Annotated in this window: 23 protein-coding genes and 1 tRNA gene; 17 read left to right on the forward strand and 7 right to left on the reverse strand. The window is 49.4% G+C overall.

The genetic code is table 11. The features are described 5' to 3' along the window. Nucleotides 1-55: 55 nt before the first annotated feature. Both ACVBEF_RS03080 and prpF read left to right on the forward strand, forming a co-directional pair. Nucleotides 56-838 (forward strand): RNA methyltransferase, encoded by a 783-nt coding sequence (locus ACVBEF_RS03080; RefSeq protein WP_447122476.1) that lies wholly within the window; start codon nt 56-58, stop codon nt 836-838. Then, complete coding sequence (prpF, locus tag ACVBEF_RS03085) at nt 838-1,992, forward strand: 2-methylaconitate cis-trans isomerase PrpF (protein ID WP_447122477.1); 1,155 nt, start codon at nt 838-840, stop codon at nt 1,990-1,992. Before ACVBEF_RS03080 ends, prpF begins: the two co-directional genes overlap by 1 nt. Nucleotides 1,993-2,000: 8 nt before the next feature. Here prpF and lexA read toward each other — a convergent pair whose 3' ends face one another. Next, nucleotides 2,001-2,666, reverse strand: a complete 666-nt coding sequence (gene lexA / locus ACVBEF_RS03090; protein ID WP_447122478.1) for a transcriptional repressor LexA — start codon at nt 2,664-2,666, stop codon at nt 2,001-2,003. A 232-nt stretch (nt 2,667-2,898) separates the two neighbouring features. Between lexA and rpsF the strand changes: the two genes are divergently transcribed. The 7 genes from rpsF to ACVBEF_RS03125 all read left to right on the forward strand — a co-directional run bounded on the left by rpsF (nt 2,899) and on the right by ACVBEF_RS03125 (nt 7,815). After that, nucleotides 2,899-3,294 carry a 30S ribosomal protein S6 gene (gene rpsF / locus ACVBEF_RS03095; RefSeq protein ID WP_447122479.1) on the forward strand — a complete coding sequence of 132 codons (396 nt, stop codon included), beginning with the start codon at nt 2,899-2,901 and terminating at the stop codon, nt 3,292-3,294. Between the two features lie 40 nt (nt 3,295-3,334). Further along, nucleotides 3,335-3,649 carry a primosomal replication protein N gene (priB, locus tag ACVBEF_RS03100; RefSeq protein WP_447122480.1) on the forward strand — a complete coding sequence of 105 codons (315 nt, stop codon included), beginning with the start codon at nt 3,335-3,337 and terminating at the stop codon, nt 3,647-3,649. A gap of 21 nt (nt 3,650-3,670) precedes the next feature. Next, the gene (gene rpsR, locus ACVBEF_RS03105) at nt 3,671-3,955 is read left to right on the forward strand and encodes a 30S ribosomal protein S18 (protein WP_108439014.1); all 285 of its coding nucleotides are present in this window, start codon (nt 3,671-3,673) and stop codon (nt 3,953-3,955) included. Between the two features lie 26 nt (nt 3,956-3,981). After that, complete coding sequence (rplI, locus tag ACVBEF_RS03110) at nt 3,982-4,434, forward strand: 50S ribosomal protein L9 (protein WP_447122481.1); 453 nt, start codon at nt 3,982-3,984, stop codon at nt 4,432-4,434. Nucleotides 4,435-4,555: 121 nt separating this feature from the next. Then, nucleotides 4,556-5,947: a replicative DNA helicase gene (locus tag ACVBEF_RS03115; RefSeq protein ID WP_447122482.1), complete on the forward strand. Its 1,392-nt coding sequence runs from the start codon at nt 4,556-4,558 to the stop codon at nt 5,945-5,947. A 94-nt stretch (nt 5,948-6,041) separates the two neighbouring features. Further along, complete coding sequence (locus ACVBEF_RS03120) at nt 6,042-6,668, forward strand: DUF47 domain-containing protein (RefSeq protein WP_447122483.1); 627 nt, start codon at nt 6,042-6,044, stop codon at nt 6,666-6,668. A gap of 136 nt (nt 6,669-6,804) precedes the next feature. Continuing rightward, entirely contained in the window at nt 6,805-7,815 is a 1,011-nt protein-coding gene (locus ACVBEF_RS03125; RefSeq protein ID WP_447122484.1) for an anion permease, read from the forward strand. Between the two features lie 243 nt (nt 7,816-8,058). Here the strand turns inward: ACVBEF_RS03125 and ACVBEF_RS03130 are convergent. Further along, nucleotides 8,059-8,135 (reverse strand) — tRNA-Pro (locus ACVBEF_RS03130). A 123-nt stretch (nt 8,136-8,258) separates the two neighbouring features. Here ACVBEF_RS03130 and ACVBEF_RS03135 point away from each other — a divergent pair. Beyond that, nucleotides 8,259-9,380 carry a M14 family metallopeptidase gene (locus ACVBEF_RS03135; RefSeq protein ID WP_447122485.1) on the forward strand — a complete coding sequence of 374 codons (1,122 nt, stop codon included), beginning with the start codon at nt 8,259-8,261 and terminating at the stop codon, nt 9,378-9,380. 82 nt (nt 9,381-9,462) lie between these two features. On the opposite strand, the gene ACVBEF_RS03140 is transcribed toward ACVBEF_RS03135, so the two are convergent. The 5 genes from ACVBEF_RS03140 to ACVBEF_RS03160 all read right to left on the reverse strand — a co-directional run bounded on the left by ACVBEF_RS03140 (nt 9,463) and on the right by ACVBEF_RS03160 (nt 16,566). Continuing rightward, a complete protein-coding gene (locus tag ACVBEF_RS03140) occupies nt 9,463-10,704 on the reverse strand; it encodes a DUF2863 family protein (protein ID WP_447122486.1) in 1,242 nt (413 codons plus the stop codon). 193 nt (nt 10,705-10,897) lie between these two features. Then, nucleotides 10,898-13,621 carry an aconitate hydratase AcnA gene (gene acnA / locus ACVBEF_RS03145; RefSeq protein WP_447122487.1) on the reverse strand — a complete coding sequence of 908 codons (2,724 nt, stop codon included), beginning with the start codon at nt 13,619-13,621 and terminating at the stop codon, nt 10,898-10,900. A 250-nt stretch (nt 13,622-13,871) separates the two neighbouring features. Next, nucleotides 13,872-14,369: a hypothetical protein gene (locus tag ACVBEF_RS03150; RefSeq protein WP_447122488.1), complete on the reverse strand. Its 498-nt coding sequence runs from the start codon at nt 14,367-14,369 to the stop codon at nt 13,872-13,874. Between the two features lie 74 nt (nt 14,370-14,443). Next, nucleotides 14,444-15,433 carry an HpcH/HpaI aldolase/citrate lyase family protein gene (locus tag ACVBEF_RS03155; protein ID WP_447122489.1) on the reverse strand — a complete coding sequence of 330 codons (990 nt, stop codon included), beginning with the start codon at nt 15,431-15,433 and terminating at the stop codon, nt 14,444-14,446. A 143-nt stretch (nt 15,434-15,576) separates the two neighbouring features. After that, nucleotides 15,577-16,566 carry a malate dehydrogenase gene (locus ACVBEF_RS03160; RefSeq protein WP_447122490.1) on the reverse strand — a complete coding sequence of 330 codons (990 nt, stop codon included), beginning with the start codon at nt 16,564-16,566 and terminating at the stop codon, nt 15,577-15,579. Nucleotides 16,567-16,921: 355 nt separating this feature from the next. Here ACVBEF_RS03160 and ACVBEF_RS03165 point away from each other — a divergent pair, with 355 nt between their 5' ends. The 7 genes from ACVBEF_RS03165 (at nt 16,922) to gltA (ending at nt 23,063) form a co-directional block, all read left to right on the forward strand. Then, the gene (locus ACVBEF_RS03165) at nt 16,922-17,710 is read left to right on the forward strand and encodes a GntR family transcriptional regulator (RefSeq protein WP_447122491.1); all 789 of its coding nucleotides are present in this window, start codon (nt 16,922-16,924) and stop codon (nt 17,708-17,710) included. Between the two features lie 232 nt (nt 17,711-17,942). After that, nucleotides 17,943-18,359, forward strand: coding sequence for a succinate dehydrogenase, cytochrome b556 subunit (gene sdhC, locus ACVBEF_RS03170; RefSeq protein ID WP_447122492.1), 417 nt, complete (start codon nt 17,943-17,945; stop codon nt 18,357-18,359). A gap of 2 nt (nt 18,360-18,361) precedes the next feature. Next, entirely contained in the window at nt 18,362-18,727 is a 366-nt protein-coding gene (gene sdhD / locus ACVBEF_RS03175; protein ID WP_447122493.1) for a succinate dehydrogenase, hydrophobic membrane anchor protein, read from the forward strand. A gap of 2 nt (nt 18,728-18,729) precedes the next feature. Further along, the gene (gene sdhA, locus ACVBEF_RS03180; RefSeq protein WP_447122494.1) at nt 18,730-20,508 is read left to right on the forward strand and encodes a succinate dehydrogenase flavoprotein subunit; all 1,779 of its coding nucleotides are present in this window, start codon (nt 18,730-18,732) and stop codon (nt 20,506-20,508) included. 11 nt (nt 20,509-20,519) lie between these two features. Continuing rightward, the gene (locus ACVBEF_RS03185) at nt 20,520-21,230 is read left to right on the forward strand and encodes a succinate dehydrogenase iron-sulfur subunit (protein ID WP_447122495.1); all 711 of its coding nucleotides are present in this window, start codon (nt 20,520-20,522) and stop codon (nt 21,228-21,230) included. 125 nt (nt 21,231-21,355) lie between these two features. Beyond that, nucleotides 21,356-21,625: an FAD assembly factor SdhE gene (locus tag ACVBEF_RS03190; RefSeq protein ID WP_447122496.1), complete on the forward strand. Its 270-nt coding sequence runs from the start codon at nt 21,356-21,358 to the stop codon at nt 21,623-21,625. Between the two features lie 124 nt (nt 21,626-21,749). Then, nucleotides 21,750-23,063 carry a citrate synthase gene (gene gltA, locus ACVBEF_RS03195; RefSeq protein WP_447122497.1) on the forward strand — a complete coding sequence of 438 codons (1,314 nt, stop codon included), beginning with the start codon at nt 21,750-21,752 and terminating at the stop codon, nt 23,061-23,063. Nucleotides 23,064-23,343: the final 280 nt, after the last annotated feature.

Here is a 23,343-nt window from a genome sequence, read left to right on the forward strand (position 1 = left end):
ACGGTGCTCAATATCAGCTTTTCCCGAAAATTACCTGCGAATGGCGCTATTTTAAATGAACATGACACAAACCAACACGTCTCTTTTCAATCGCTTGCGCTTTGTGCTGGTGGACACCAGTAGTCCTGGCAATGTCGGCGCTGCTGCGCGTGCTATTAAAACGATGGGATTTTCTGAGCTGGTACTGGTTAATCCGCGTTATCCCGATGTGTTGCAACGTGACGAGGCCATTGCATTGGCGAGCGGGGCGCAGGATGTTTTGGCGTCTGCACGTATCGTCGAGACGGTTGAGCAGGCGTTGATTGGCTGCAATTTTGCTGCGGCGTTGAGTGCGCGTTTGCGTGAGTTCTCCCCGCCGGTGATCGCGCCACGGGCGTTGGCGACGCAACTTGCCGGGGACGCTACTCTTACGGGGGCTGTTTTATTTGGTAGCGAACGTTACGGTTTGCCGAATGAAATTGTTGAAAAATGTAATGTATTAATTAATATTCCCGCTAATCCGGATTATTCATCGTTGAATTTATCGCAAGCAGTGCAGGTGTTAGCTTATGAGTGTCGTGTTGCTGCTGGTGTAGAAAATCTTTCGGATGGGAGTAGTGAGATAGGTTTTCACGGCGATGCGGCCAATCTGGTTGAGATTGAGGGCATGTTTGCCCATCTCGAACAGGCGCTCATCGAAATCGAATTTCTTGACCCCGCACATCCGAAAAAACTGATGCCGCGTTTGAAACGTTTGTTTTCCCGGGCCGGGCTGGAGACCGAAGAGGTCAATATCCTGCGTGGGATAGCCAGTCAGATTTTGACCAAGCGGCGACGTCTTGATCGAGACGGAAAATAATGCGCAAAATTCCTGCACTCTATATGCGCGGTGGCACCTCGAAAGGGGTGTTTTTTCATGCCGATGATTTGCCGGACGATCCACGTCAGCGCGATGCGTTGTTATTGCGCGTCATCGGAAGCCCCGATCCGTATGGCAAGCATTCGGATGGCATGGGCGGAGCGACCTCTAGCACGAGTAAAGTCGTTGTGCTGTCACGCTCGCAACGGACGGGTATTGACGTTGAGTATTTGTTTGGCGCGGTGGCGATTGATGCGCCGTTAATTGATTGGTCAGGTAACTGCGGCAATTTATCTGCTGCGGTGGGGCCCGCAGCGTTGTACATGGGCTTGGTGCCACAGAATGGTCATTCTGATCAAAACTTCGCCACGATACGTATCTGGCAGCAAAATATAGGGCAGTTAATCGTGGCCCGGATGCCGATTCTCAGCGGACTGCCAGATGAGGGTGGCAACTTTCAAGAGGACGGAGTGGCGTTTGGCGGCGCTGAAATCTCGCTTGAATTCATTGAGAGTGACGAGCCAGTCATTTCTTTATTACCGACGACTAATATTGTTGACGTTCTCAATGTTCCTGAATTTGGCTGTATCGAAGCCACACTGTTGACGGCAGGCAATCCGACGGTGTTTGTTGATGCCTGCGCACTTGGTTTGACTGGACGGGAGTTGCCGGACGAAATCAATGCAAACACAGCCCTGCTAATGCGTTGCGAGGCTATCCGGGCGCATGCTGCGGTAGTGATGGGGGTGGCAGAGTGTGCCGAAAGTGCAACGCGGAATCGACCGGCTACGCCAAAATTGGCGTGGGTGTCGCCGCCAGCATCGTATGTCAGCAGTGCGGGTGTGACGATTCATGACGATCAGATTGATGTAGTGGGGCGCATTTTGTCGATGGGGAAACTGCATCACGCATTTACTGGTACCGGGGCAATTGCCCTGGCCGTTGCGGCGGCGCTGCCAGATTCAGTGGTTGCGCGCAATTTAGGTACGGGAAACGAAGATGAGAAACAGGCCCTGATTCGGATCGGGCATGTTTCTGGCAGGCTTATGCTGGGTGCTACCGTGAGACAGGAAGGGCGCAAGTGGCAAATGGAAAAAGCCATTTTGTCGCGTAGCGCCCGGTTGATTATGTCGGGCCAGGTACATCTTCCGTGATCGACTGTTTACATCCAGTTGCGTAATAACCCGACGACTAAGCCCTCTAGCGCAAAGTCATCCTTATCTTCGTCGATAATGATGGGTTCGAAATCAGGGTTTTCGGGTAAAAGTTGAATCACTGAGTCGGTCTTTTTATACGTCTTGACGGTGACGTCATCGCCTATCCGGGCGACTACAATTTGTCCGTTTTTGACATTTTGCGTTTTCTTAATTGCCAGCAAATCTCCATCCAGAATCCCTACATCGCGCATGGACAGGCCACGTACTTTGAGCAGGTAGTCTGGCTTGGCGCTAAATAAAGCCGGATCAACGTTATAGCTGGCTTCAATATGCTCTTGCGCAAGAATAGGGGAGCCAGCGGCAACCCGTCCAACCAATGGTAAATTAATCTGCAGCAAGGCTGGATGGGGCAATGTTCCCATGCCATCTCTGGACAGACCACGCGACGAGCTCGGGGCCTTAGCCAGTATGCGAATGCCGCGGGATGTGCCAGGAGAAATTTCGATTGCCCCCTTACGTGCTAGTGCTTGTAAATGCTCCTCAGCTGCATTGGGAGAGCGAAATCCGAATACCGTCGCGATTTCTGCCCGGGTCGGCGGAAAGCCGGTGTTTTCAATAGCGTCTCTTATCAGATCAAGAACTTCTTGCTGGCGGGTGGTTAATTTGATCATATTGGTGGCTATCGATAAATGATGGGGTGGTACAAGTATATGCAATTAACCTGTATTTTTGTACAGTAATTATGGGAATGCAAGCAATTTAGAAAGTTATATGCATCATATGAATAAACGTGTGACGACATTGAATTTTTAACCATTACACTGTATAGTGCTTGGTTTTCCTCTTCCCACACTCGTCTTGACGCCGAGGTGGGCTATTTCAACAGTCCAAAAAGGAGCTTACATGCGTCATTATGAAATCGTATTTATCGTCCACCCGGATCAAAGCGAGCAAGTGCCTGCAATGATCGAACGCTACAAGGGTATCGTCACAACACGTGGTGGTATCGTTCATCGCGTTGAAGATTGGGGCCGTCGTCAGTTGGCATATCTGATCCAGAAATTGGCAAAAGCACACTATGTTTGTTTAAACATTGAGTGCGATAGCGAAACACTGGCCGAAATCGAAACTGGCTTCAAATTCAATGATGCCGTTTTGCGTCACCTGACTGTCAAGCTGAAAAAAGCTGAAACTGGTCCATCGCCAATGATGAAGGCTGTGCAAAAGGAAGATGCTGCTAAAAGCCATCGTACTGAAGCACCAGCCGCCGCACCTTCGGCACCAGCAGCAGCTGCCTGATTTTCGATTAACTTGCATTCACATTTCCACATAAACCGGAGTGAACCAATCTAACAACGTGTTTCATTTGATCGCCGAAATCGCAGAACGCGAAGTATTGCGTTATACGCCGGCTGGTATCCCGATCGTTTCAGCAATATTGCTCAATCGCTCGTCGCCAAATGAAGCAGGGATACAACGTCAGGTTGAATTCGAAATTGCCGCGCTCGCCATTGGTGAGATTTCGGGAAGGTTCAATCAGACAATGTTGGGTGGTTTGTACTGGTTTGAAGGATTTTTGGCACGCAAGAGCCGTAATGGCCGAAGTCTGGTATTTCACATCACTGAATTTGCTGCAGCTGAAACTGCAGCCTAATTATTTATACAGGAGCCTCAAATGGCATTCGGTAAAAAGTTCGATAAAAGTAAATTAAAAAATAAGCGTCAACAACAAAACCCGCTGTTCAAACGGAAAAAGTTTTGCCGTTTCACAGCAGCTCACGTTGCCAGCGTTGATTACAAAGACGTCGATACGTTGAAAGATTTCGTTCAGGAAAATGGCAAAATCATGCCAGCACGCCTGACAGGTACTAAGGCAATTTATCAACGTCAGGTAGACACCGCGATCAAACGCGCACGTTTCCTTGCGTTGTTGCCGTACACCGATCTGCACAACGTTTAATTGACGACTTGAATTAGGAGAAAAATATGCAAATTATTTTGTTAGAAAAAGTCGTTAATGTCGGCAATCTGGGTGACGTCGTTAAAGTAAAAGACGGTTTCGCACGTAACTTTCTGATCCCGCAACGTCTGGCTCGCCGCGCTACAACCTCAGCTCTTGCTGAGTTTGAAGTCAAGCGTGCTGAACTTGAAAACATTGCAGCTGCAAAATTGGCTACTGCTCAAATCCAAGGCGAAAAACTGAACGGTTTGACCGTGAAGATTTCACAAAAATCAGGCGTTGATGGTCGTTTGTTCGGTTCAGTTACTAACGGTGATATCGCTGAAGCATTGACCAAGCAAGGTTTTGCTGTTGATAAATCGCAAGTGCGTTTGCCTGTTGGTCCGTTGAAGATTGTTGGCGACCACGCTGTTGCTGTGTCTTTGCATACTGACGTGTTGGTTGACGTTACTGTTACTGTAGTCGGCGAGCACGCTTAATTTATTAAGTTTGTAGCATACTTCTTGGAATAATAAAAAGCCGGGTTCGCCCGGCTTTTTATCGCCATTTTTATATATTCCAACAGAGTTAAGCATAAGCTTAGCGGGTATAATTCGCGCCATGCGTCCACCTTCATCAGATCCCCAGTTAGATTCTCTTCGTGTACCACCCCATTCAATCGAAGCGGAACAATCCGTTTTAGGTGGCTTGTTGCTCGATAATGCTGCCTGGGACAGAATTGCCGATTTTGTTCGCGCTGACGATTTTTATCGATATGATCATCGTATTATTTTTCAACATATTGTTAAGTTGATTAATAACAGCCGCCCGGCCGATGTCATTACCGTTTTTGAATCTCTCGGTAGCACTGGCAAGGCCGAGGAAGTTGGCGGTTTGACTTACCTCAACGCGCTGGCACAAAACACCCCATCGGCCGCCAATATTCGTCGGTACGCTGAAATCGTGCGCGACCGTGGTATCTTGCGCAAACTGATTACGGTTGCTGACGAAATTTCAGGGCAGGCCTTCAGTCCACAAGGCAAAGAAGTCAAACAAATGCTCGATGAGGCCGAATCGAAGATTTTTGCGATTGCCGAAGAGGGGTCACGCGGCGCGCAAGGATTCCAGGAAATTCAGCCTTTACTGACTCAAGTAGTCGAACGTATCGATGAACTGTATAGCCGTGATAATCAAAGCGAGATAACGGGTGTACCAACTGGTTTTGCCGATCTCGATAAAATGACGTCGGGCTTGCAGCCGGGCGATCTGATTATTGTTGCAGGTCGCCCATCAATGGGTAAGACCGCATTTTCTATCAATATCGGCGAGACTGTCGCGATCGAAAGTGGATTGCCAGTTGCCGTATTCTCAATGGAAATGGGCGGCACGCAGCTAGCGATGCGTATGTTGGGATCGGTGGGCCGCCTTGATCAGCATCGGTTACGTACCGGACGGTTGAATGATGAGGATTGGCCACGCTTGACGCATGCGATTCAGAAGATGAACGATGCGCAGCTATATATTGATGAAACCCCCGCCTTGAGCTCGATGGAGCTACGTGCGCGTGCCCGGCGATTATCGCGTCAGTGCGGCAAGTTGGGATTGATCATTATCGATTACCTGCAACTTATGTCAGGTAACAGTGCAGGTGAGAATCGCGCTACTGAAATATCTGAAATCTCCCGAAATCTAAAAGGTTTGGCCAAAGAGCTGCAATGCCCGGTCATTGCCTTATCGCAATTGAATCGCTCGCTAGAGCAGCGTCCGAATAAACGTCCCGTCATGTCCGATTTGCGCGAATCAGGTGCGATTGAGCAAGATGCCGATGTGATTTTGTTTATCTATCGTGATGAAGTGTATAACCCCGATTCACAAGAAAAGGGAACGGCAGAGATTATCATTGGTAAGCAGCGTAATGGCCCGATTGGAAGCGTCCGACTGACGTTTCTCGGGCAATACACCAAATTTGATAATTATGCCGGTGGCCTCGCAGCGCCTTATGGTGGCGATTAATCTTCCAATAGCAAATTGGCAATAATTTCCCCTTGGAGCTTTTAGTAATACAGTACAGATTCAACCAAGCTTTAATTAAGAAGAGAGAATAAATATGTTTGCACGATTAATGCCTACCGAGGGCAAATTTTTTGAGCTCTTTAATCAGCATGCCGAGTTGTGTGTGAAGGGCGCAAAAGAGATGGTGGCATTAATGACCAATTTCGACGATCTTGAAATTCGCGTCCATGCCATTGAGGGCATTGAAAAGCAAGCCGATAAGATCACCTACGCAGCGATTGATATGCTGCATAAAACCTTCATTACGCCGATTGATCGTGACGATATCCATACCCTGATTACGCGTATGGACGACATTCTGGATTTGCTGGAAGATGCGGCGCAAACCATTTCCCTGTACGACATCAAGGCCATTACGCCAGAAGCCAAGCGTCTCGCTGAGTTGTGCTTATCCTGCGCCGAAAGAGTCAAGGCTGCGGTGGCACTCCTGCACAACATGGACAATTCGACCAAGATTTTGGAAATCTGCGCAGAAATTGATCGCCTGGAGTCCGATGCGGATCACGTGATGCGTGCTGCGATGTCGAAGCTTTTCCGTGATGAGCCAGATGTGCGCACGCTCATTAAGCTCAAAGCGATTTATGAAATTTTGGAAACCGTGACAGATCGTTGTCAAGACGTTGCGAACATCATCGAAGGCATCATCGTAGAAAACGCTTAAGTCCTTCACCTCAGCCCGGAGAGATAACGGGCTGAGCCAGGGTGGGGCAGCTGATAACGACTGCCATGTGCGATTATCAAGATTTAATCTTCTCCATCGTACCGCCTCGATGTAATTCAAAACGACTCAATTTTCCATGCAAACTCTTCATATTAGTATTTACGTTCTTGCGTTCCTTGTTGCATTAGCGCTGGTGTTCGATTTCATGAACGGTTTTCATGATGCCGCCAATGCCATCGCAACCGTTGTCTCTACCGGGGTCTTGAAGCCGCAACAGGCCGTCGCAATGGCTGCCGTTTTTAACTTTGTCGCGATTGCCGTTTTTCAGTTGCATGTTGCCGCAACGGTAGGAAAGGGCACCATTCACGCTGAAGTGGTCGATCATTATGTTGTGTTCGGCGCACTGATCGGCGCGATCTGCTGGAACATTTTGACCTGGTACTACGGCATTCCCTCCTCTTCATCGCATGCCTTGATCGGTGGCTTAGTAGGCGCCGCTGTAGCGAAAGCCGGTACGGGTGCACTGATCTCTTCCGGACTCATTAAAACCATCGCCTTTATTGTCCTGTCACCATTGCTAGGCTTTATTTTCGGCTCCATCATGATGGTGTTAGTGTCCTGGGTTTTTGTGCGCTCAACACCGCGCAAAGTCGATAAATGGTTCCGTCGTCTGCAATTGGTCTCGGCCTCGATGTATAGCCTTGGTCATGGCGGTAATGATGCACAAAAAACCATCGGTATCATTTGGATGTTATTGATCGCCGCCGGTGTGTCGAATGGCGCTGATGCATTGCCGCCTTGGTGGGTCATTTTGTCTTGCTATAGTGCGATCAGTCTGGGGACATTATTCGGTGGCTGGCGTATCGTCAAAACGATGGGACAGAAGATTACCAAGTTGAAACCGGTTGGCGGTTTTTGTGCCGAAACTGGCGGCGCTATCACATTGTTCATGGCGACGATACTCGGCGTACCGGTATCGACCACGCACACTATTACCGGTGCAATCGTTGGCGTCGGCGCATCGCGCAGATTGTCTGCGGTACGCTGGGGCGTTGCGAGTAATATTGTATGGGCCTGGATTTTCACGATTCCAGCATCAGCATTTATTGCCGCTATTGCGTGGTGGATCGGGATGCATTTGTTGTGAGTATTTGATGGGTATTTGAATTAGCCATCGTTATTGAATAGGCCGTGCAAAGTAAATTTGCACGGCTCTTTTCATTGACAGGGCATAAATGAGCCTAGCATAAAAAGCAGAGCAATCTATTTCTATAAAAAGGGTATGCAGGGACAGGCATCAACACTGTTGCGATTTTGTACCCTAATTTGCACCCTGGATCCTCCAAACAAAAAGGCCAATCCGAAGATTGGCCTAACTCATTGATTCTATTGGTCGGGACGGAGTGATTCGAACACTCGACCCCTTGGACCCCATCCAAGTACGCTACCAGGCTGCGCTACGCCCCGACTAGCCTGCTATTATATCAGCGCAAAAGTGTTTTCAAACTACTCGGTTTGCGTAAATTTCAACTAAATGATGGCTTCCATTAATCGCTGAAGTTGTAATGACCATTTTCTCTTGAGCATCCTATGTCAATAAAAATCAGCCAGTATTTTGATGGTGGCGCCATCGTCGTTTTGCGTGCGGAGCAGCCGCAGCATATTGAACTCAATATCCGTAGCGATTCGCATGCGAATTTTACGCAGTGGTTTTATTTTCGTCTGCAAGGAGCACGTGGGGAGGCGTGCAATATTAGTTTGATGAACGCTGGTCAAGCCACGTACACCAATGGTTGGAAAGACTATCAGGCGGTTGCCAGTTACGATCGCGAGAACTGGTTCCGCGTACCGACGTCATTTGACGGCCAAGTGCTGAAGATTACGCATATACCTGAGAACGATAGCGTGTATTACGCTTATTTTGAGCCTTACACGTGGGAGCGTCATCTCGGTTTGTTGGGCCGTGCCGCGCAGTCTGCACTGGTGACGATTGAGGATTTGGGGAGTACGGTGGATGGCCGCGATATGAATTTGATGGTGATCGGAAACCCCTCTGCGGCAAAAAAAGTTTGGGTGATTGCGCGTCAGCATCCGGGCGAGACAATGGCTGAGTGGTTTGTGGAGGGCTTGGTGGATGCGTTGCTTGATGGGGCTAATCCGCTAGCGACGCGGGTACTGCAAGAGGCAGTATTTTATGTCGTGCCGAATATGAATCCCGATGGTTCTGTGCGCGGCAATTTGCGTACCAATGCGGCCGGTGCGAATTTAAATCGTGAATGGATGACGCCGTCGCTTGAGAAAAGCCCGGAGGTTTTTCTGGTGAAAAATAAAATCCATGCAATTGGTTGCGATCTGTTTTTGGACGTGCATGGCGATGAAGCGTTGCCGTATATTTTTGTTGCCGGGTCAGAAATGCTGGAAGGATTTACTGCTGAGCAGGCGATCGAGCAAAATAAATTCATTGCTAATTTCGAGAGTGCCAGTCCGGATTTTCAGAGTAAGTACGGTTATAGCTCTAGTAAATACAATGCAGATATGTTGGCGTTGGCATCGAAATATGTCGGACACACTTTTAAGTGTTTATCGCTGACGCTTGAATTGCCTTTTAAGGATAATGCGAATTTGCCCGACGCTAAAATAGGTTGGAACGGTGCTCGCAGTGCGCGGCTTGGTGCGGCGAGTTTGCAACCGATTTTGAAGGCATTTGAATAGATTCGGATCGCATAAATATGCAAAAAAATGCCGTCTTCCAGTTAAGGAAGGCGGCATTTTTTATTTCGGCAACTATTCTTATTCAATGAAAATGCGCCGATCCACTCGGTGGGGCATCTTCTGGCATTTCTGGATGGACCAGTTCGCCATCAGGATCCGGATAGAATGGGGAGCCGCAGTCATCGCAGAATTCCATCGCAAATAATTCCTCATGCTGAGAAATGTCGTTGATGCCGCATTCGCGCAGCAATGACAGAATTTGTTCTAGCGGTGTTTGTGTTTCAACCTCGGATGTCATCAGACTAGTTTCTTCTTCCGCTTCTTCCTGGCCGTAAAGTGGCCACACCACGCCATAAATGACGTCATTGGTTTGTCCAACGGAAAATCCGATCCGGTATTCGTCGACCCGATTACTTTCTGGTTGCTCACTGAATCGACCGATGGTGGCGTGCAAATCCTTGCTTTCGATTTCTAACGTGGTGGCAAGGTAATAGCTGGCCGCACGTAATGAGACCGGGCGAATTTGTTTGTCACCTTCACGGCAGGCGACAAAATACGCTTCTGGCAACAAAAGATCGATACCGCAACCGGGCAGCAGGCGACTGACATTGGGCGTTACCTGCGCTTGCCAATGCTCTAGCGCGATGGTTTTTTTTGCGATGCTGCTGGCATTACTGTTCCTCGCTCCTGGTTGCCAGCAAAATAATGGGTGCCCGCTTGGTATGACCAGCGTGGCTAATAAATAACGTGTATCGGCTAGAAATGGTGCAGTTTCGGGTGGATTCGGAATGCTGGGCACCGTTGTTTCGGTGAGAGCTGCATGTGTCATGCGCTGCATCAGTGTGTAGGTGTCGGCGTGGGAGCGCGGTAGTTGATCGATTGCGTACAAGGTGGGGATCAAGGTAGCACGGACGTCGGGGGCAAGTATGTGCGCGTGCAAATGGCTGCTCAGTGTCGTTAGCATGTCAGGTGGAATCGCACCGGCGGCAATCGAAAAACGGGTCCAGGCTAAGATCGGCATGGCGATTAATAAAGTGTCATAACTGACGCCGTCATGTTCTATCGTTGATGATTCACTACAGGCCTCTACCGCGTCCATCAAGGCGTCGTAGGCATCGGCATCGTCTGGAAATAATTGTTCCAGTGCGCTATCGATAGGTTCCTGGTGATGGCTTTTGAGAAGTTTGTTGATATGAATGTCGAGTTCATGTTCCCAGGCGCGTTGCTCCATGCGGCTGGAGGCGAGAACTAAGGCTTGTGCTAGTTCAGTCAGTCGGTGGCTGTCGGTGGAGAACTTACGAGATGTTTTTGACGGACGGCGCATGATTGTATGTGTGGCTTAGCGTGTTGAAATGAGGCAGGATGTCTGCCGGGTTGGATAGCCTATTGTAGTGGAGTAGTGGATGCAGAAAACGAAAAAAACGCCGGACTAAGTAAATAGTCCGGCGTTTTTATTTGCTACCGTAGCAATACTTCTTATAGCTTCATCGGTACGCTATGCAACGCTTTTTGCTCTTTTATGCTGCCAGTAACTGACGCAGCACGAATGGCAGAATACCGCCGTGCTTGTAGTAATCGACTTCTATTGGTGTATCAATACGCAGCAGAACCTTGACTTCTACGGTGTCGCCATTGGCACGATGAATCACCAGAATGGCATCTTGCTGTGGTTTGATTTCGCCGTCGATACCTTTGAGGTCAAAGGTTTCGTTGCCGGTAATCCCTAGTGTGTCAACGCTGTCGGTGCCGATAAACTGGAGTGGCAAGACGCCCATGCCGACCAGATTCGAGCGGTGAATACGCTCAAACGAACGCGCGAAAACAGCTTTCACGCCGAGTAGTTGCGTACCTTTGGCTGCCCAGTCGCGTGACGAACCTGTGCCGTACTCTTCACCAGCGAAGACCATGGTTGGAATGCCGTCTTTTACGTATTGCATCGCTGCGTCGTAAATTGGCATTTCAACAGCGGCTGGCTGATGCAGCGTGATACCGCCTTCAACCCGTGAACCGTCTGGCGTTGCCGGGATCATCAAGTTTTTGATACGAACGTTGGCGAACGTGCCGCGCATCATGATTTCGTGGTTACCGCGACGTGAACCGTAGGAGTTGAAGTCTGCCTTCAGTACGCCGTTTTCGGCCAGCCATTTACCGGCGGGGCTCGATTCTTTGATCGCACCGGCTGGTGAGATATGGTCGGTGGTGATGGAGTCGCCAAATACGCCCAAAGCGCGTGCACCGGTAATACCAGTTGCGGCGGCTTTTGGCTCCATTGTGAAGTCGTGGAAGAACGGCGGTTCCGCGATGTAAGTCGAGGTTGGCCAATCGTAGACCTGACCTTGGGCCACGCCTTTAATGCCTTCCCACAGCTTGCCCGGTGCGCCTTTGACGTCTGCGTAGTTAGCCTTGAAGGTCTTGGCATTCATCGCAAATTTCATCAGCTTGGCAACTTCTTGCGAGGTCGGCCAGATGTCGCCCAGATAGATATCTTTGGCTTTGCCATCTTTACCTTTACCTCTGCCGACGGGTTCCGTCATCAGGTCGCGGGTCATATTGCCGGCGATGGCATAGGCCACAACCAACGGTGGTGATGCCAGGAAGTTGGAGCGAATATTCGGATGAATCCGTGCTTCAAAGTTGCGGTTACCAGACAGGATTGCGGAGGCGACGATATCGTTCTTGACGATGGCTTCGTTCATTGAAGGTGTCAAATCGCCAGCGTTACCAATACAGGTAGTGCAACCGTAGGCGGTGACGCCGAAACCGAGTTTTTCCAGGTAGGGCAGCAGGCCAGCCGCGGTCAGGTATTCAGTCACAACGCGTGAACCAGGGGCGAGTGAAGTCTTGATGTGCGGCGATACTTTGAGGCCAGCTTCAACCGCTTTTTTTGCCAGCAAACCGGCTGCCAGCATGACGCTTGGATTCGATGTGTTGGTGCAAGAAGTGATGGCGGCGATCAATACATCGCCATTCATGACGCCTACGCCATTGGCATCAACGTATTTAGCGTCGAGGTCTTCTGCTTTTTTGTTGAAGCCGCTTTCTGCTGCTGACTTGCTGAATAGTTCAGCAAAGTTGTTTTTGACATTGCCGATTTCGATACGGTCTTGCGGACGCTTCGGACCTGCCAGCGATGGTGCGACTGTGCCCAAATCAAGCGCAATAACAGTGGTGTAATCGATGTCGCCTTCTTTAGGAATACCGAACAGTTTTTGTGCGCGGAAATAACCTTCGAAAGCGTTGATTTCTGCCTTGCTGCGGCCGGTACCTTTGAAGTACTCAATCGTTTGTTCGTCGACCGGAAAGAAGCCCATCGTTGCGCCGTATTCCGGAGCCATATTGGCGATGGTTGCGCGGTCAGTCAGGCTCAGCGATACAGTGCCTTCGCCGAAGAACTCAACAAACTTGCCGACAACTTTAGCTTTACGCAGCAGTTCAGTGATGGTCAGAACCAAATCGGTAGCGGTAACGCCTTCACGCAATTGGCCTGTCAGATTGACACCGACGACGTCAGGCGTGAGGAAGTAGACCGGTTGGCCCAACATACCCGCTTCAGCTTCGATACCGCCAACGCCCCAGCCGACTACGCCGATACCGTTAATCATGGTGGTGTGGGAGTCTGTGCCGACTAATGTGTCAGGGTAGAAAATGTCGCCCTTTTTATGCACGCCGCGTGCGAGGTATTCCAGATTAACCTGGTGGACGATGCCGAAGCCTGGTGGGACTACACCGAAGGTATCAAATGCTTGCATGCCCCATTTCATGAACTGATAGCGCTCGTTGTTGCGCTGAAATTCCAGTTTCATGTTCAGGTCAAGCGCTTTCTTTTCACGGAAATGATCGATTTGTACGGAGTGATCGACGACCAGATCAACCGGTACCAATGGCTCGATATTCTTTGGATCTTTACCGAGTTGGGCGGCGACATTACGCATGGCGGCCAGGTCGGCCAGCAGTGGTACGCCGGTGAAATCTTGCAAGACGACGCGAGAAACCACGAAAGGAATCTCTTCGGTGCGCGCACCGGTTGCGCTCCATGCTGCTAGTTGCCGGACGTGTTCTTCAGTTACTTTCTTGCCGTCGCAATTACGTAGCACTGATTCCAGCACGATACGGATAGACACCGGCAAGCGTGAAATATTGATGCCGAGTTTTTTTTCAAGTGCAGGCAAAGAATAGAACTTGCCTTTCTTGGTGTCGGAAATTTTAAATTCCTTGAGCGTGTTCAACGTGTTGCGAGACATGATTTCTCCTTAATTTACCATTCGAGTAAAACGTTACTTTAGTGCTTTTTTTTGTTCGTCTTCGGTGTAACTGGTGTGTGGTCGACGTCGTTTTTAAATCGCAACCTTGGCGGATGCGCTTTAAAAACATCGCTCTCTGTACACTTTTCTGCGGGTTCTTAAAAATACTTTTAAGTAACCTGTGCTGCTTAAAAACTATTGCAATGTCGCGCCGATCTGACCTGGTAGGCGCGATGTTATTACAGGCTAGTTAGCCGTGCGCCGGCGCGCCTAAAAGACTGGCAGCGGCGGGGGCATCAGCTTGCTCCGACGATATACATTCGTTGGCGAGTTGATGACCTTGTTTTGAGTCAAGCAACATGCCTTTAGCCGGGATGCCTATCCATACAAAGCCGTATTTGTGATTTTCAAAACGGGAGGCACCCGTTGTTGTCGCCACGCTAGTGAGGCGATGCAATGTTTTGCCCCAGCGTAGCGCGATATGTTTTGGGTCTTCAATATTGCGATAAATCGTCAGTTTGTTGCCTAGTTCGCAGTTGTATTCAATGGCGACTGAAGTTTTGACATCGGGCGTGCCTTCGTCTTCGCCATCATCTACCTCGGCTACCGGAGCGGCAGCTTTCTTTACGACCTTTTTCTTGATGACCTTCTTTGTTGGAGTTGTTGTGGTTTGAGCGATAGACACGAGTGGCGCTGTGATCATGAAACCGGCGCACAACAGACTGAGAATAGATAAGGATTTTTTCATTTTTTCTGAACTTGGTCAGTTAATTCAATTGATGGGCGCGCTACGATATTGGTTACGTCAAAAAAGTGCAATGTTTAGTTGGTAACTAAGTTGTTAAATAACGTAACCGCAAACGAGGGCAGTGTTATGCCATTGTTTTTTGCGCGTTGCAAAATGGTCCAGTAATAACGATAGCTGGCGCGATCATGCAACGTGCCTAGATGCTGTATCGGTCCCCAAGATGCTTTTTGGGCGGCATATAAAATGGCAGCCGCTTCGCTCACTTCTGTCTGAGTTGGCGAGAAGGCATGCAAGATGTGATGTATCTGTTGCGGGTGAATGCTCCACATCCGTGTATAGCCGAACTCTATCCTTGCGCGTTGCGCATCATCAGCTACCACGGCGCTGTCGTGAATTTCTGTAGTGACATTGTGCGAAGGCGTTTTGCCATGCGCATGACAAGCAGCGGCAATATCGAGCTTGGCGCGGGTCACTAAGGGATGCGTGAATTGACCGGGTGAGCGCATCGCGGCACCGGGAATTGCGCCGTAATGTGCAGACACAAAATCCATGATACCGAACGATAGCGACTGTACTTGGGGCAGGGCAGCGATTGCAGCAACATCGGCCAAAGCGCCGTGCGTTTCGATGAGAACATGCACCGGTAGCGCTGGTCGTCCTGCCTGGTTGCTGTGAAGATTGATTAAGTCGATGGCAGTACTGACATCCTTCAGACTCTCAGCCTTCGGCAACATCAGATAGGCGAGACGCGTTGACGCAATCTTGCAGATGATCTCTACATCCTGCTCAAAAAAACTGCTGGTCACATCATGCACGCGTGCGCCGATACGATCAAAACGGTTGTCTTCGCTGGCAATCACGCTTGCAACAAGTTGCGCATGGGCTGCTTCATCGCCAGCGGCGGCACCATCTTCGCAGTCAAATGTGATATCGAATACTGGGCCGAGTTCTTGCTGGAGCAGAACCGACTTGCGCATGAGCTTTTCAGCACCGGCATAGTGGTCACAAGCCGGTAAGGAGACCGGTTGTTGCTTGCCTAGGAATAAAACCTCGGTAGGGTGCATGCGGCTTAGCTTGACTTGAATGGGCTTGAATTGGGGGTATTGCCTAACTACAGTAAATCTGAAAGTAGAACTGACGCAGACTTTTGTTTGCGTCAGTATCTAATGCGTGTCCGAACTAAAAGTGCACACACGCAAGGCCGGGATTAACCAACCAGATGTTTAACGCCTTCACGCTCTTCCAGAAGTTCGTTCAGCGTCACGTTGATACGTTCTTGCGAGAATGCGTCGATTTCCAAGCCTTGAACGATGGTGTACTCACCATTTTCGGTTGTGACCGGGAAACCAAACATGGTGCCTTCAGGAATGCCATATGAGCCATCCGATGGAACACCCATCGTGGTCCATTTACCATTCGTACCCAGGATCCAGTCACGTACGTGATCAATTGCTGCGTTTGCGGCCGATGCTGCCGACGACAAACCGCGTGCTTCAATGATGGCCGCGCCGCGCTTGCCAACGGTTGGCAGGAACACATCTTTGTTCCATTCATGGTCGTTAATCAAGTCTTTAACCGATTGTCCGTCAACTGTCGCATAGCGATAGTCAGCGTACATGGTTGGCGAGTGATTACCCCAGACGAACATTTTTTCGATAGCTGCAACTGGCTTGCCAGATTTTGCCGCAACTTGTGACAAGGCACGGTTGTGATCTAAGCGCAGCATGGCAGTGAAGTTTTTCGCTGGCAGGTTAGGAGCCGACTTCATCGCGATGTAAGCGTTGGTGTTGGCTGGATTGCCGACGACCAATACTTTAACATTGCGTGAGGCAACTGCATCTAACGCTTTACCTTGTACTGTGAAAATTTGTGCATTGGCTTCGAGCAGATCTTTACGCTCCATGCCAGGACCGCGAGGACGTGCGCCAACCAGCAGGGCAACATCGATATCCTTGAATGCGGTAAGCGGGTCGCTGTGGGCAGTAACACCGGCGAGCAGCGGAAACGCGCAATCGTCGATTTCCATGATCACGCCCTTCAGTGCTTTCTGGGCTTTCTCATCAGGAATTTCAAGCAATTGCAAGATGATCGGCTGATCTTTGCCAAGCAAGTCGCCATTAGCGATGCGGAATAGTAGGGAATAACCGATTTGACCAGCGGCGCCGGTTACGGCAACACGCATTGGGGTTTTAGCCATGTTGAATCTCCAGAGTGGTAATGAAAGCGATATATCTGTAGTGCCAGAAACTTCTTATGATACCGTCGAAAGCGGTGTGCGTCAGTTTGTTTTGGCGAGAAATTCGGCTGCCAAAAGCAATGTTGACGTGTCACCGAAAACGTATTGGGTATGACATCGTTGTAATGCCCAGCCTGATAAAGATGACAAATATTGCAGGGGACATCTCGTCTTACAAAGTAATAACAACAATTTTCGGCGAGTGTATGCGTGCGTAGTAAGTCTGTCAATGACTATCTTATATCTTATATAAGACATGTTAATTGTGGATTCTGTACTGGACTATGGCATGGGTTTTGTGTTGAAATCATAGGTTATGAGTTCCACGCCACCGAATATGATTAGTAGTGACCCAGCCAACCCCGGCAGCGCTGCTGTCTCCGCAGTATCCCCCACCTTTAGCCCCCTTTATCAGCAGATCAAAGCGCTTATTTTGCAGCGCTTGCAATCTGGCGAGTGGAAGCCGGGCGAGCTTATTCCTAGTGAAGTAGAGTTAGGTAGTCGATTTAAAGTTAGTCAGGGGACCGTTCGCAAAGCAATCGATGAGCTGGCAGCGGAAAATCTGGTGATTCGACGCCAGGGAAAAGGTACATTTGTTGCGACGCACCACGAAGCGCAGGCGCAGTTTAGATTTCTACGTCTGATGCCCGATGATGGTCAGCCAAAACCGGCAGAAAAATCTGTTATTGAGGTCAAGCGTCTACGGGCTCCAGCCGAGATTGCGCGCCTGTTGGGCATGAAGTCCGGAGATTCTGTAGTATTCGTCAAGCGTGTGATGTCGTTTGAAGGTGTGCCGACCATTCTTGAAGAGTTATGGTTGCCCGGTGTGATATTCAAAGGCTTGACATTGGAGCGTTTGGTTGAGTATCGGGGGCCGATGTATGGTTTGTTTGAGACGGAATTTGCTACACGGATGATCCGTGCGACAGAGCAAATTCGGGCTGCTAGTGCCGATGAGGAGGTGGCCCAACTGCTCAACGTGCCGTCTTTGTCGCCATTGTTGAGTGTTGAGCGAGTATCGTTTACTTATGGTGATAAGCCAGTAGAGGTGCGGCGTGGTTTGTATGTCACGGCGCATCATCATTACCAGAATGAATTAAATTGAGGCATTTCATTTGGGTTGTACGAAAAGCCAAAACCAGCAATTGATTTATCGTGTGAAAAGGTGATTTTCGTTGATTTGGCTGCGCAGAATCCATCCAATAATGTAGTCAAAATTGGTCCGGAAATCTGATGAGTAAATAGTAAATGGGTGGAATTCCTAATAACTATTGGTGTGCTGCACCAAAATAAGCGAAAATTGCGCAATTGTTTTAAAACTGAGGAGAACCCCCGTTATGTCTGAAGCCGAAGCCGAAAAAAAACAGCGGCCACAATTTCGAAATATCAATATCAATCAAATTATCGGTTACCGCCTGCCATTGGCCGGCTTTATCTCGATTCTGCACAGAATTAGTGGCTTGCTGATGTTTTTGCTGCTGCCTTTTATTCTTTTTCTGCTCGATACAAGTCTGGTGTCTGAGAGTTCATTCGAATACCTCAAGGGCATTACGTCCAACTGGTTCATCAAACTCATCATTTTGGCGCTTTCATGGGCTTATCTGCATCACTTTTGCGCAGGCATTCGTCATTTGGTGATGGATAACCACATTGGTCTCGACAAAGATAGCGCACGCAAATCGGCAGTCGGTGTATTTGCAGTGAGCTTGCCGCTGGCGCTCGTGGTTGCATTGAAACTGTTCGGAGCATTTTAAACATGGCAAATAACAATATTGGATCTAAACGTCTGGTCGTCGGCGCGCATTACGGCCTGCGCGATTGGTTGGCGCAGCGCGTAACCGCAGTGGTGATGGCGTTGTATACGGTTATTTTGTTGATTTCGTTTTTAAGCGCGACTGATTTCAGCTATCAGGGTTGGGCCGGTATGTTTGCTCATCAATGGTTCAAGCTGGCGACCTTCGTTGCCTTGGCAGCGTTGTTCTTTCATGCCTGGATTGGTGTACGCGATATCTGGATGGATTACGTTAAGCCGGTCGCCGTGCGACTGGTATTGCAAGTTGCCACTATTTTGTGGCTGGTCGGTTGTGCCGGATGGGCGGCGCAGATTTTGTGGAGAGTGTAATCGTGGCAGCTATTAAATCCACAATTCCTACACGCCGCTTTGATGCGGTAATCGTTGGGGCCGGTGGTTCCGGTATGCGTGCTTCGCTGCAGTTAGCGGAAGCTGGTTTAAATGTCGCCGTGTTGTCTAAAGTTTTTCCTACGCGTTCGCACACTGTTGCGGCACAAGGCGGTATCGGTGCTTCGCTGGGAAATATGTCTGAGGACAACTGGTACTGGCACATGTTTGACACGGTCAAAGGTTCGGACTATCTGGGTGATCAGGATGCGATCGAATTTATGTGCCGTGAAGCGGCGAAAGCCGTGTATGAATTAGAGCATCTCGGCATGCCGTTCGACCGTAATGCCGATGGCACGATTTATCAGCGTCCGTTCGGTGGACATTCGGCCAATTTCGGCGAAAAGCCGGTTGCCCGTGCTTGTGCTGCAGCCGACCGTACCGGTCACGCGTTGTTGCACACACTGTATCAACGCAATGTTCGCGCTAAGACCCACTTTTTTGTTGAGTGGATGGCAATCGATTTGATCCGCGATGCTGACGGCGATGTGCTCGGCGTGCTTGCGCTTGAGATGGAAACTGGCGAAATGATGATGCTCGAAGCCAAGACAACTGTCATGGCAACCGGCGGTGCGGGCCGTATTTGGGCTGCATCAACTAATGCGTTTATCAATACCGGTGACGGTATGGGTATGGCGGCGCGTGCAGGTATTCCACTGGAAGATATGGAATTCTGGCAGTTTCACCCGACTGGTGTTGCTGGCGCTGGTGTACTGATTACCGAAGGCGTGCGCGGTGAGGGCGGTATCCTGATCAACGCCAATGGTGAGCGGTTCATGGAGCGTTATGCCCCAACGCTGAAAGACTTGGCCCCGCGTGACTTCGTATCGCGTTCGATGGACCAGGAAATCAAAGAAGGTCGCGGTTGCGGTCCAAACAAGGATCACGTCATGCTGGATCTGCGCCATATCGGTGCCGATACCATCAAAAAGCGTCTTCCATCGATTCTGGAAATCGGCCACAAGTTTGCTAACGTCGATGCGCTCAAAGAGCCTATCCCGGTCGTTCCGACCATCCATTACCAAATGGGCGGTATCCCAACCAACGTGTACGGTCAGGTAGTGGTGCCTAAGGACGGCATTCCGAACGCGATTGTGAACGGTCTGTATGCGATAGGCGAATGTGCCTGTGTATCAGTGCATGGCGCAAATCGTCTCGGTACTAACTCGTTGCTGGACTTGGTTGTGTTCGGTCGTGCGGCCGGTAACCATATTGTGGACAGCAAGCTCAAAGAGCGTAGCAACAAGCAGCTTCCGGCTGGTGCGATGGATGTTTCTTTGGCACGTGTTGCAAAACTGGAAGCCAGTACCGGTTCTGAGCGCGTTCAAGATGTTGCCAACGATATTCGCAAGACGATGCAGCATTATTGCGGCGTCTTCCGTACTGACGAATTGCTGCAACAGGGCTACAAAGAAATCATGATTCTCGATGAGCGTCGCAAGAATGTGGCATTCAAAGATAAATCGAAAGTCTTCAACACCGCTCGGGTTGAAGCGCTGGAACTCGATAACATGATCGAAACGGCTAAAGCCACCATCACAGCGGCTGCTGCACGTAAAGAGTCACGCGGCGCGCATGCGCATCGGGATTACGAAAAGCGTGACGATGAAAACTGGATGAAGCACAGCTTGTGGTACTCCGAAGGTAATCGACTAGACTACAAGCCGGTCATTACCAAGCCCCTGACGGTCGATACGTTCAAGCCAAAACCACGAACTTTCTAAAAGGTCTAGCCATGTCACGTACAGTTAAATTTCAAATCTATCGCTACGATCCGGACAAGGATGCGAAGCCGTATATGCAAGACCTGACAGTTGAGTTGTTGCCGACTGACAAAATGTTGCTCGATGCATTGCAACGCATCAAAGCCGATGTCGATGATTCGTTAGCTCTGCGTCGCTCTTGCCGGGAAGGCGTTTGTGGCTCGGACGCCATGAATATCAATGGCAAAAATGGTCTGGCATGCACCACGAATCTGAATGAATTGTCGGAGCCGATCATCTTGCGGCCCTTGCCGGGCTTGCCAGTGATTCGCGATCTGATTGTCGATATGACGCAGTTCTTCAAGCAATACGATTCGGTCAAGCCTTACTTGATCAACGATAGCATTCCGCCGGAAAAAGAACGCCTGCAAACACCGGAACAACGTGAAGAGCTGGACGGTTTGTACGAATGTATTTTGTGCGCTTGCTGTTCAACTTCTTGCCCGTCCTTCTGGTGGAATCCAGACAAGTTTGTCGGCCCTGCCGGCTTGCTGCAAGCCTATCGTTTCATCGCTGATAGCCGTGATGAAGCCACTGGCGCGCGTCTGGATAATCTTGAAGATCCGTATCGCTTGTTCCGCTGTCGTTCGATTATGAATTGCGTCGATGTCTGCCCTAAGGGATTAAACCCAAATGCAGCGATTGGCAAGATTAAAGAACTGATGGTTCGTCGCGCAGTTTAAGCATTGCTAAGTCAGGCGGGAGTGGCAGATATGCTCCCGTCTGATTTGCTGAAAATGCTGCTGACGTTGCATGAAGTTACTCACTTTTATAGTCGCAGTCTGCACTAAATAGAATAAATTACATCATGACCACTACGCATCAAGCTGATCCGGCAAAACGTGCAAGATTGCGCTGGCGTGCGCGCCGTGGCCTATTGGAAAATGATCTGATATTGACCAGATTTCTGGATGCAAATGAGGCAACCATCACGGACGATGATGTCGACGCATTTACGCGGTTGATGGAGTTGACTGACATTGATCTAATGAATTTGCTGATGGGGCGCAACGAGCCCGAAGGTGAGGTCGATTTGCCCCAGGTTCATGCTTTGATAGCGCGACTACGCGTAATCTGAGCTGAGATTAAGCCGCCACTGGCCCTTCGCCAGTGAATGCAGTCGCTTGCATGCGGTGACGCAGGACGTATGCGCATCTTTTGTTTTTTTGATTCAAGCATCACCTGTTAAAGAGGAAAAAGTCATGACCAACGCTGATAAAAAAGCCACGCTATCGTTTTCCGATGGTAGCCCATCTGTCGAGTTTCCAATTTACAAAGGGACCGTTGGTCCTGATGTTATCGATATTCGCAAGTTATACGGCGCAACCGGGAAGTTTACTTATGACCCGGGCTTCATGTCGACCGCTGCATGTAATTCGTCAATTACCTATATTGATGGTGACAAAGGCGAGTTACTGTATCGCGGTTATCCGATTGAGCAATTGGCCGTCAATTGCGATTTTTTGGAAACCTGCTACCTTTTGCTGAATGGCGAATTGCCGACAGCCGCGCAAAAAGAAACTTTCGATGCAACCGTGACCGCGCACACAATGGTGCACGAACAGATGCAATTCTTTTTCCGCGGTTTCCGTCGTGATGCGCATCCGATGGCCGTGTTAGTTGGTACAGTTGGAGCGTTGTCATCGTTCTATCATGACTCGCTAGACATTACCAATCCGCGTCACCGTGAGGTTTCGGCTATTCGTTTGATTGCCAAACTGCCAACACTGGTCGCGATGGCATATAAATACAACGTCGGTCAGCCATTCGTGTACCCACGTAATGACTTGTCGTACAGCGCTAACTTCATGCACATGATGTTCTCCACGCCGTGTGAAGAATACAAAGTCAATGATGTGTTGGTACGCGCTTTGGATCGTATTTTGATTTTGCACGCTGATCACGAGCAGAATGCATCGACTTCGACAGTGCGTCTGGCCGGTTCCAGTGGTGCCAATCCATTCGCCTGTATCGCTGCAGGTATTGCTTGTTTGTGGGGTCCGGCACATGGCGGCGCCAACGAAGCGGCACTCAATATGCTCAAGGAAATTGGATCGGTCGATAACATTCCTGAATTCGTTAAGCAAGTTAAAGACAAAAATTCGACTGTCAAGTTGATGGGCTTCGGTCACCGTGTCTACAAGAACTACGACCCGCGTGCGAAATTGATGCGTGAAACTTGCTACGAAGTATTGGCTGAACTGGGCTTGGAAAACGATCCTTTGTTCAAATTGGCGATGGCATTGGAAAAAGTAGCGCTTGAAGACGAATATTTCGTTTCCCGCAAACTGTATCCAAACGTCGACTTTTATTCAGGTATCGTGCAGTCGGCGTTAGGTATTCCTGTGTCACTGTTTACTGGAATCTTCGCAATGGCGCGCACAGTAGGTTGGATTGCGCAATGGAATGAAATGATTTCAGATCCAGAACAAAAAATTGGCCGTCCACGCCAATTGTTTATTGGGTCACCAGCGCGTGATGTCACACCAATGGCTGAACGGTCTGAAAGTAAGTGAAGTAAATAATAAAAAAGCGAATCTAAGATTCGCTTTTTTATTGCTTGATGGTTGCGTAATGGTAGTTATGCTATGCTACCGGACCAATAAGTTTCAATTGGATTGCAACGGATAGCTTTAAAGTTTTGTACTGCTTCGATAACAGAGTTGTAGCAAACATGACAAGATCAAAAAGTGTGAGCATACGATTGGAACACCTTGGGTTGGCTAAAAAGAATACAGTAACAGGCAGTCGTAATTTAATCCCTTCCCCACAACTTGATGTGCAATCCGCTAACCG

Source organism: Glaciimonas sp. GG7 (assembly GCF_052976905.1).

Coding starts and splice junctions, on each gene's coding strand:
- ACVBEF_RS03080 (WP_447122476.1), top strand. CDS start 56: ATGAACATGACACAAACCAACACGTCTCTTTTCAATCGCTTGCGCTTT.
- acnA (WP_447122487.1), bottom strand. CDS start 13,621: ATGTCTCGCAACACGTTGAACACGCTCAAGGAATTTAAAATTTCCGAC.
- ACVBEF_RS03190 (WP_447122496.1), top strand. CDS start 21,356: ATGACCACTACGCATCAAGCTGATCCGGCAAAACGTGCAAGATTGCGC.
- ACVBEF_RS03150 (WP_447122488.1), bottom strand. CDS start 14,369: ATGAAAAAATCCTTATCTATTCTCAGTCTGTTGTGCGCCGGTTTCATG.
- sdhC (WP_447122492.1), top strand. CDS start 17,943: ATGTCTGAAGCCGAAGCCGAAAAAAAACAGCGGCCACAATTTCGAAAT.
- ACVBEF_RS03140 (WP_447122486.1), bottom strand. CDS start 10,704: ATGCGCCGTCCGTCAAAAACATCTCGTAAGTTCTCCACCGACAGCCAC.
- ACVBEF_RS03115 (WP_447122482.1), top strand. CDS start 4,556: ATGCGTCCACCTTCATCAGATCCCCAGTTAGATTCTCTTCGTGTACCA.
- ACVBEF_RS03125 (WP_447122484.1), top strand. CDS start 6,805: ATGCAAACTCTTCATATTAGTATTTACGTTCTTGCGTTCCTTGTTGCA.
- lexA (WP_447122478.1), bottom strand. CDS start 2,666: ATGATCAAATTAACCACCCGCCAGCAAGAAGTTCTTGATCTGATAAGA.
- rplI (WP_447122481.1), top strand. CDS start 3,982: ATGCAAATTATTTTGTTAGAAAAAGTCGTTAATGTCGGCAATCTGGGT.
- ACVBEF_RS03160 (WP_447122490.1), bottom strand. CDS start 16,566: ATGGCTAAAACCCCAATGCGTGTTGCCGTAACCGGCGCCGCTGGTCAA.
- rpsR (WP_108439014.1), top strand. CDS start 3,671: ATGGCATTCGGTAAAAAGTTCGATAAAAGTAAATTAAAAAATAAGCGT.
- gltA (WP_447122497.1), top strand. CDS start 21,750: ATGACCAACGCTGATAAAAAAGCCACGCTATCGTTTTCCGATGGTAGC.
- ACVBEF_RS03165 (WP_447122491.1), top strand. CDS start 16,922: ATGAGTTCCACGCCACCGAATATGATTAGTAGTGACCCAGCCAACCCC.
- ACVBEF_RS03135 (WP_447122485.1), top strand. CDS start 8,259: ATGTCAATAAAAATCAGCCAGTATTTTGATGGTGGCGCCATCGTCGTT.
- ACVBEF_RS03155 (WP_447122489.1), bottom strand. CDS start 15,433: ATGCACCCTACCGAGGTTTTATTCCTAGGCAAGCAACAACCGGTCTCC.
- ACVBEF_RS03185 (WP_447122495.1), top strand. CDS start 20,520: ATGTCACGTACAGTTAAATTTCAAATCTATCGCTACGATCCGGACAAG.
- prpF (WP_447122477.1), top strand. CDS start 838: ATGCGCAAAATTCCTGCACTCTATATGCGCGGTGGCACCTCGAAAGGG.
- ACVBEF_RS03120 (WP_447122483.1), top strand. CDS start 6,042: ATGTTTGCACGATTAATGCCTACCGAGGGCAAATTTTTTGAGCTCTTT.
- rpsF (WP_447122479.1), top strand. CDS start 2,899: ATGCGTCATTATGAAATCGTATTTATCGTCCACCCGGATCAAAGCGAG.
- sdhD (WP_447122493.1), top strand. CDS start 18,362: ATGGCAAATAACAATATTGGATCTAAACGTCTGGTCGTCGGCGCGCAT.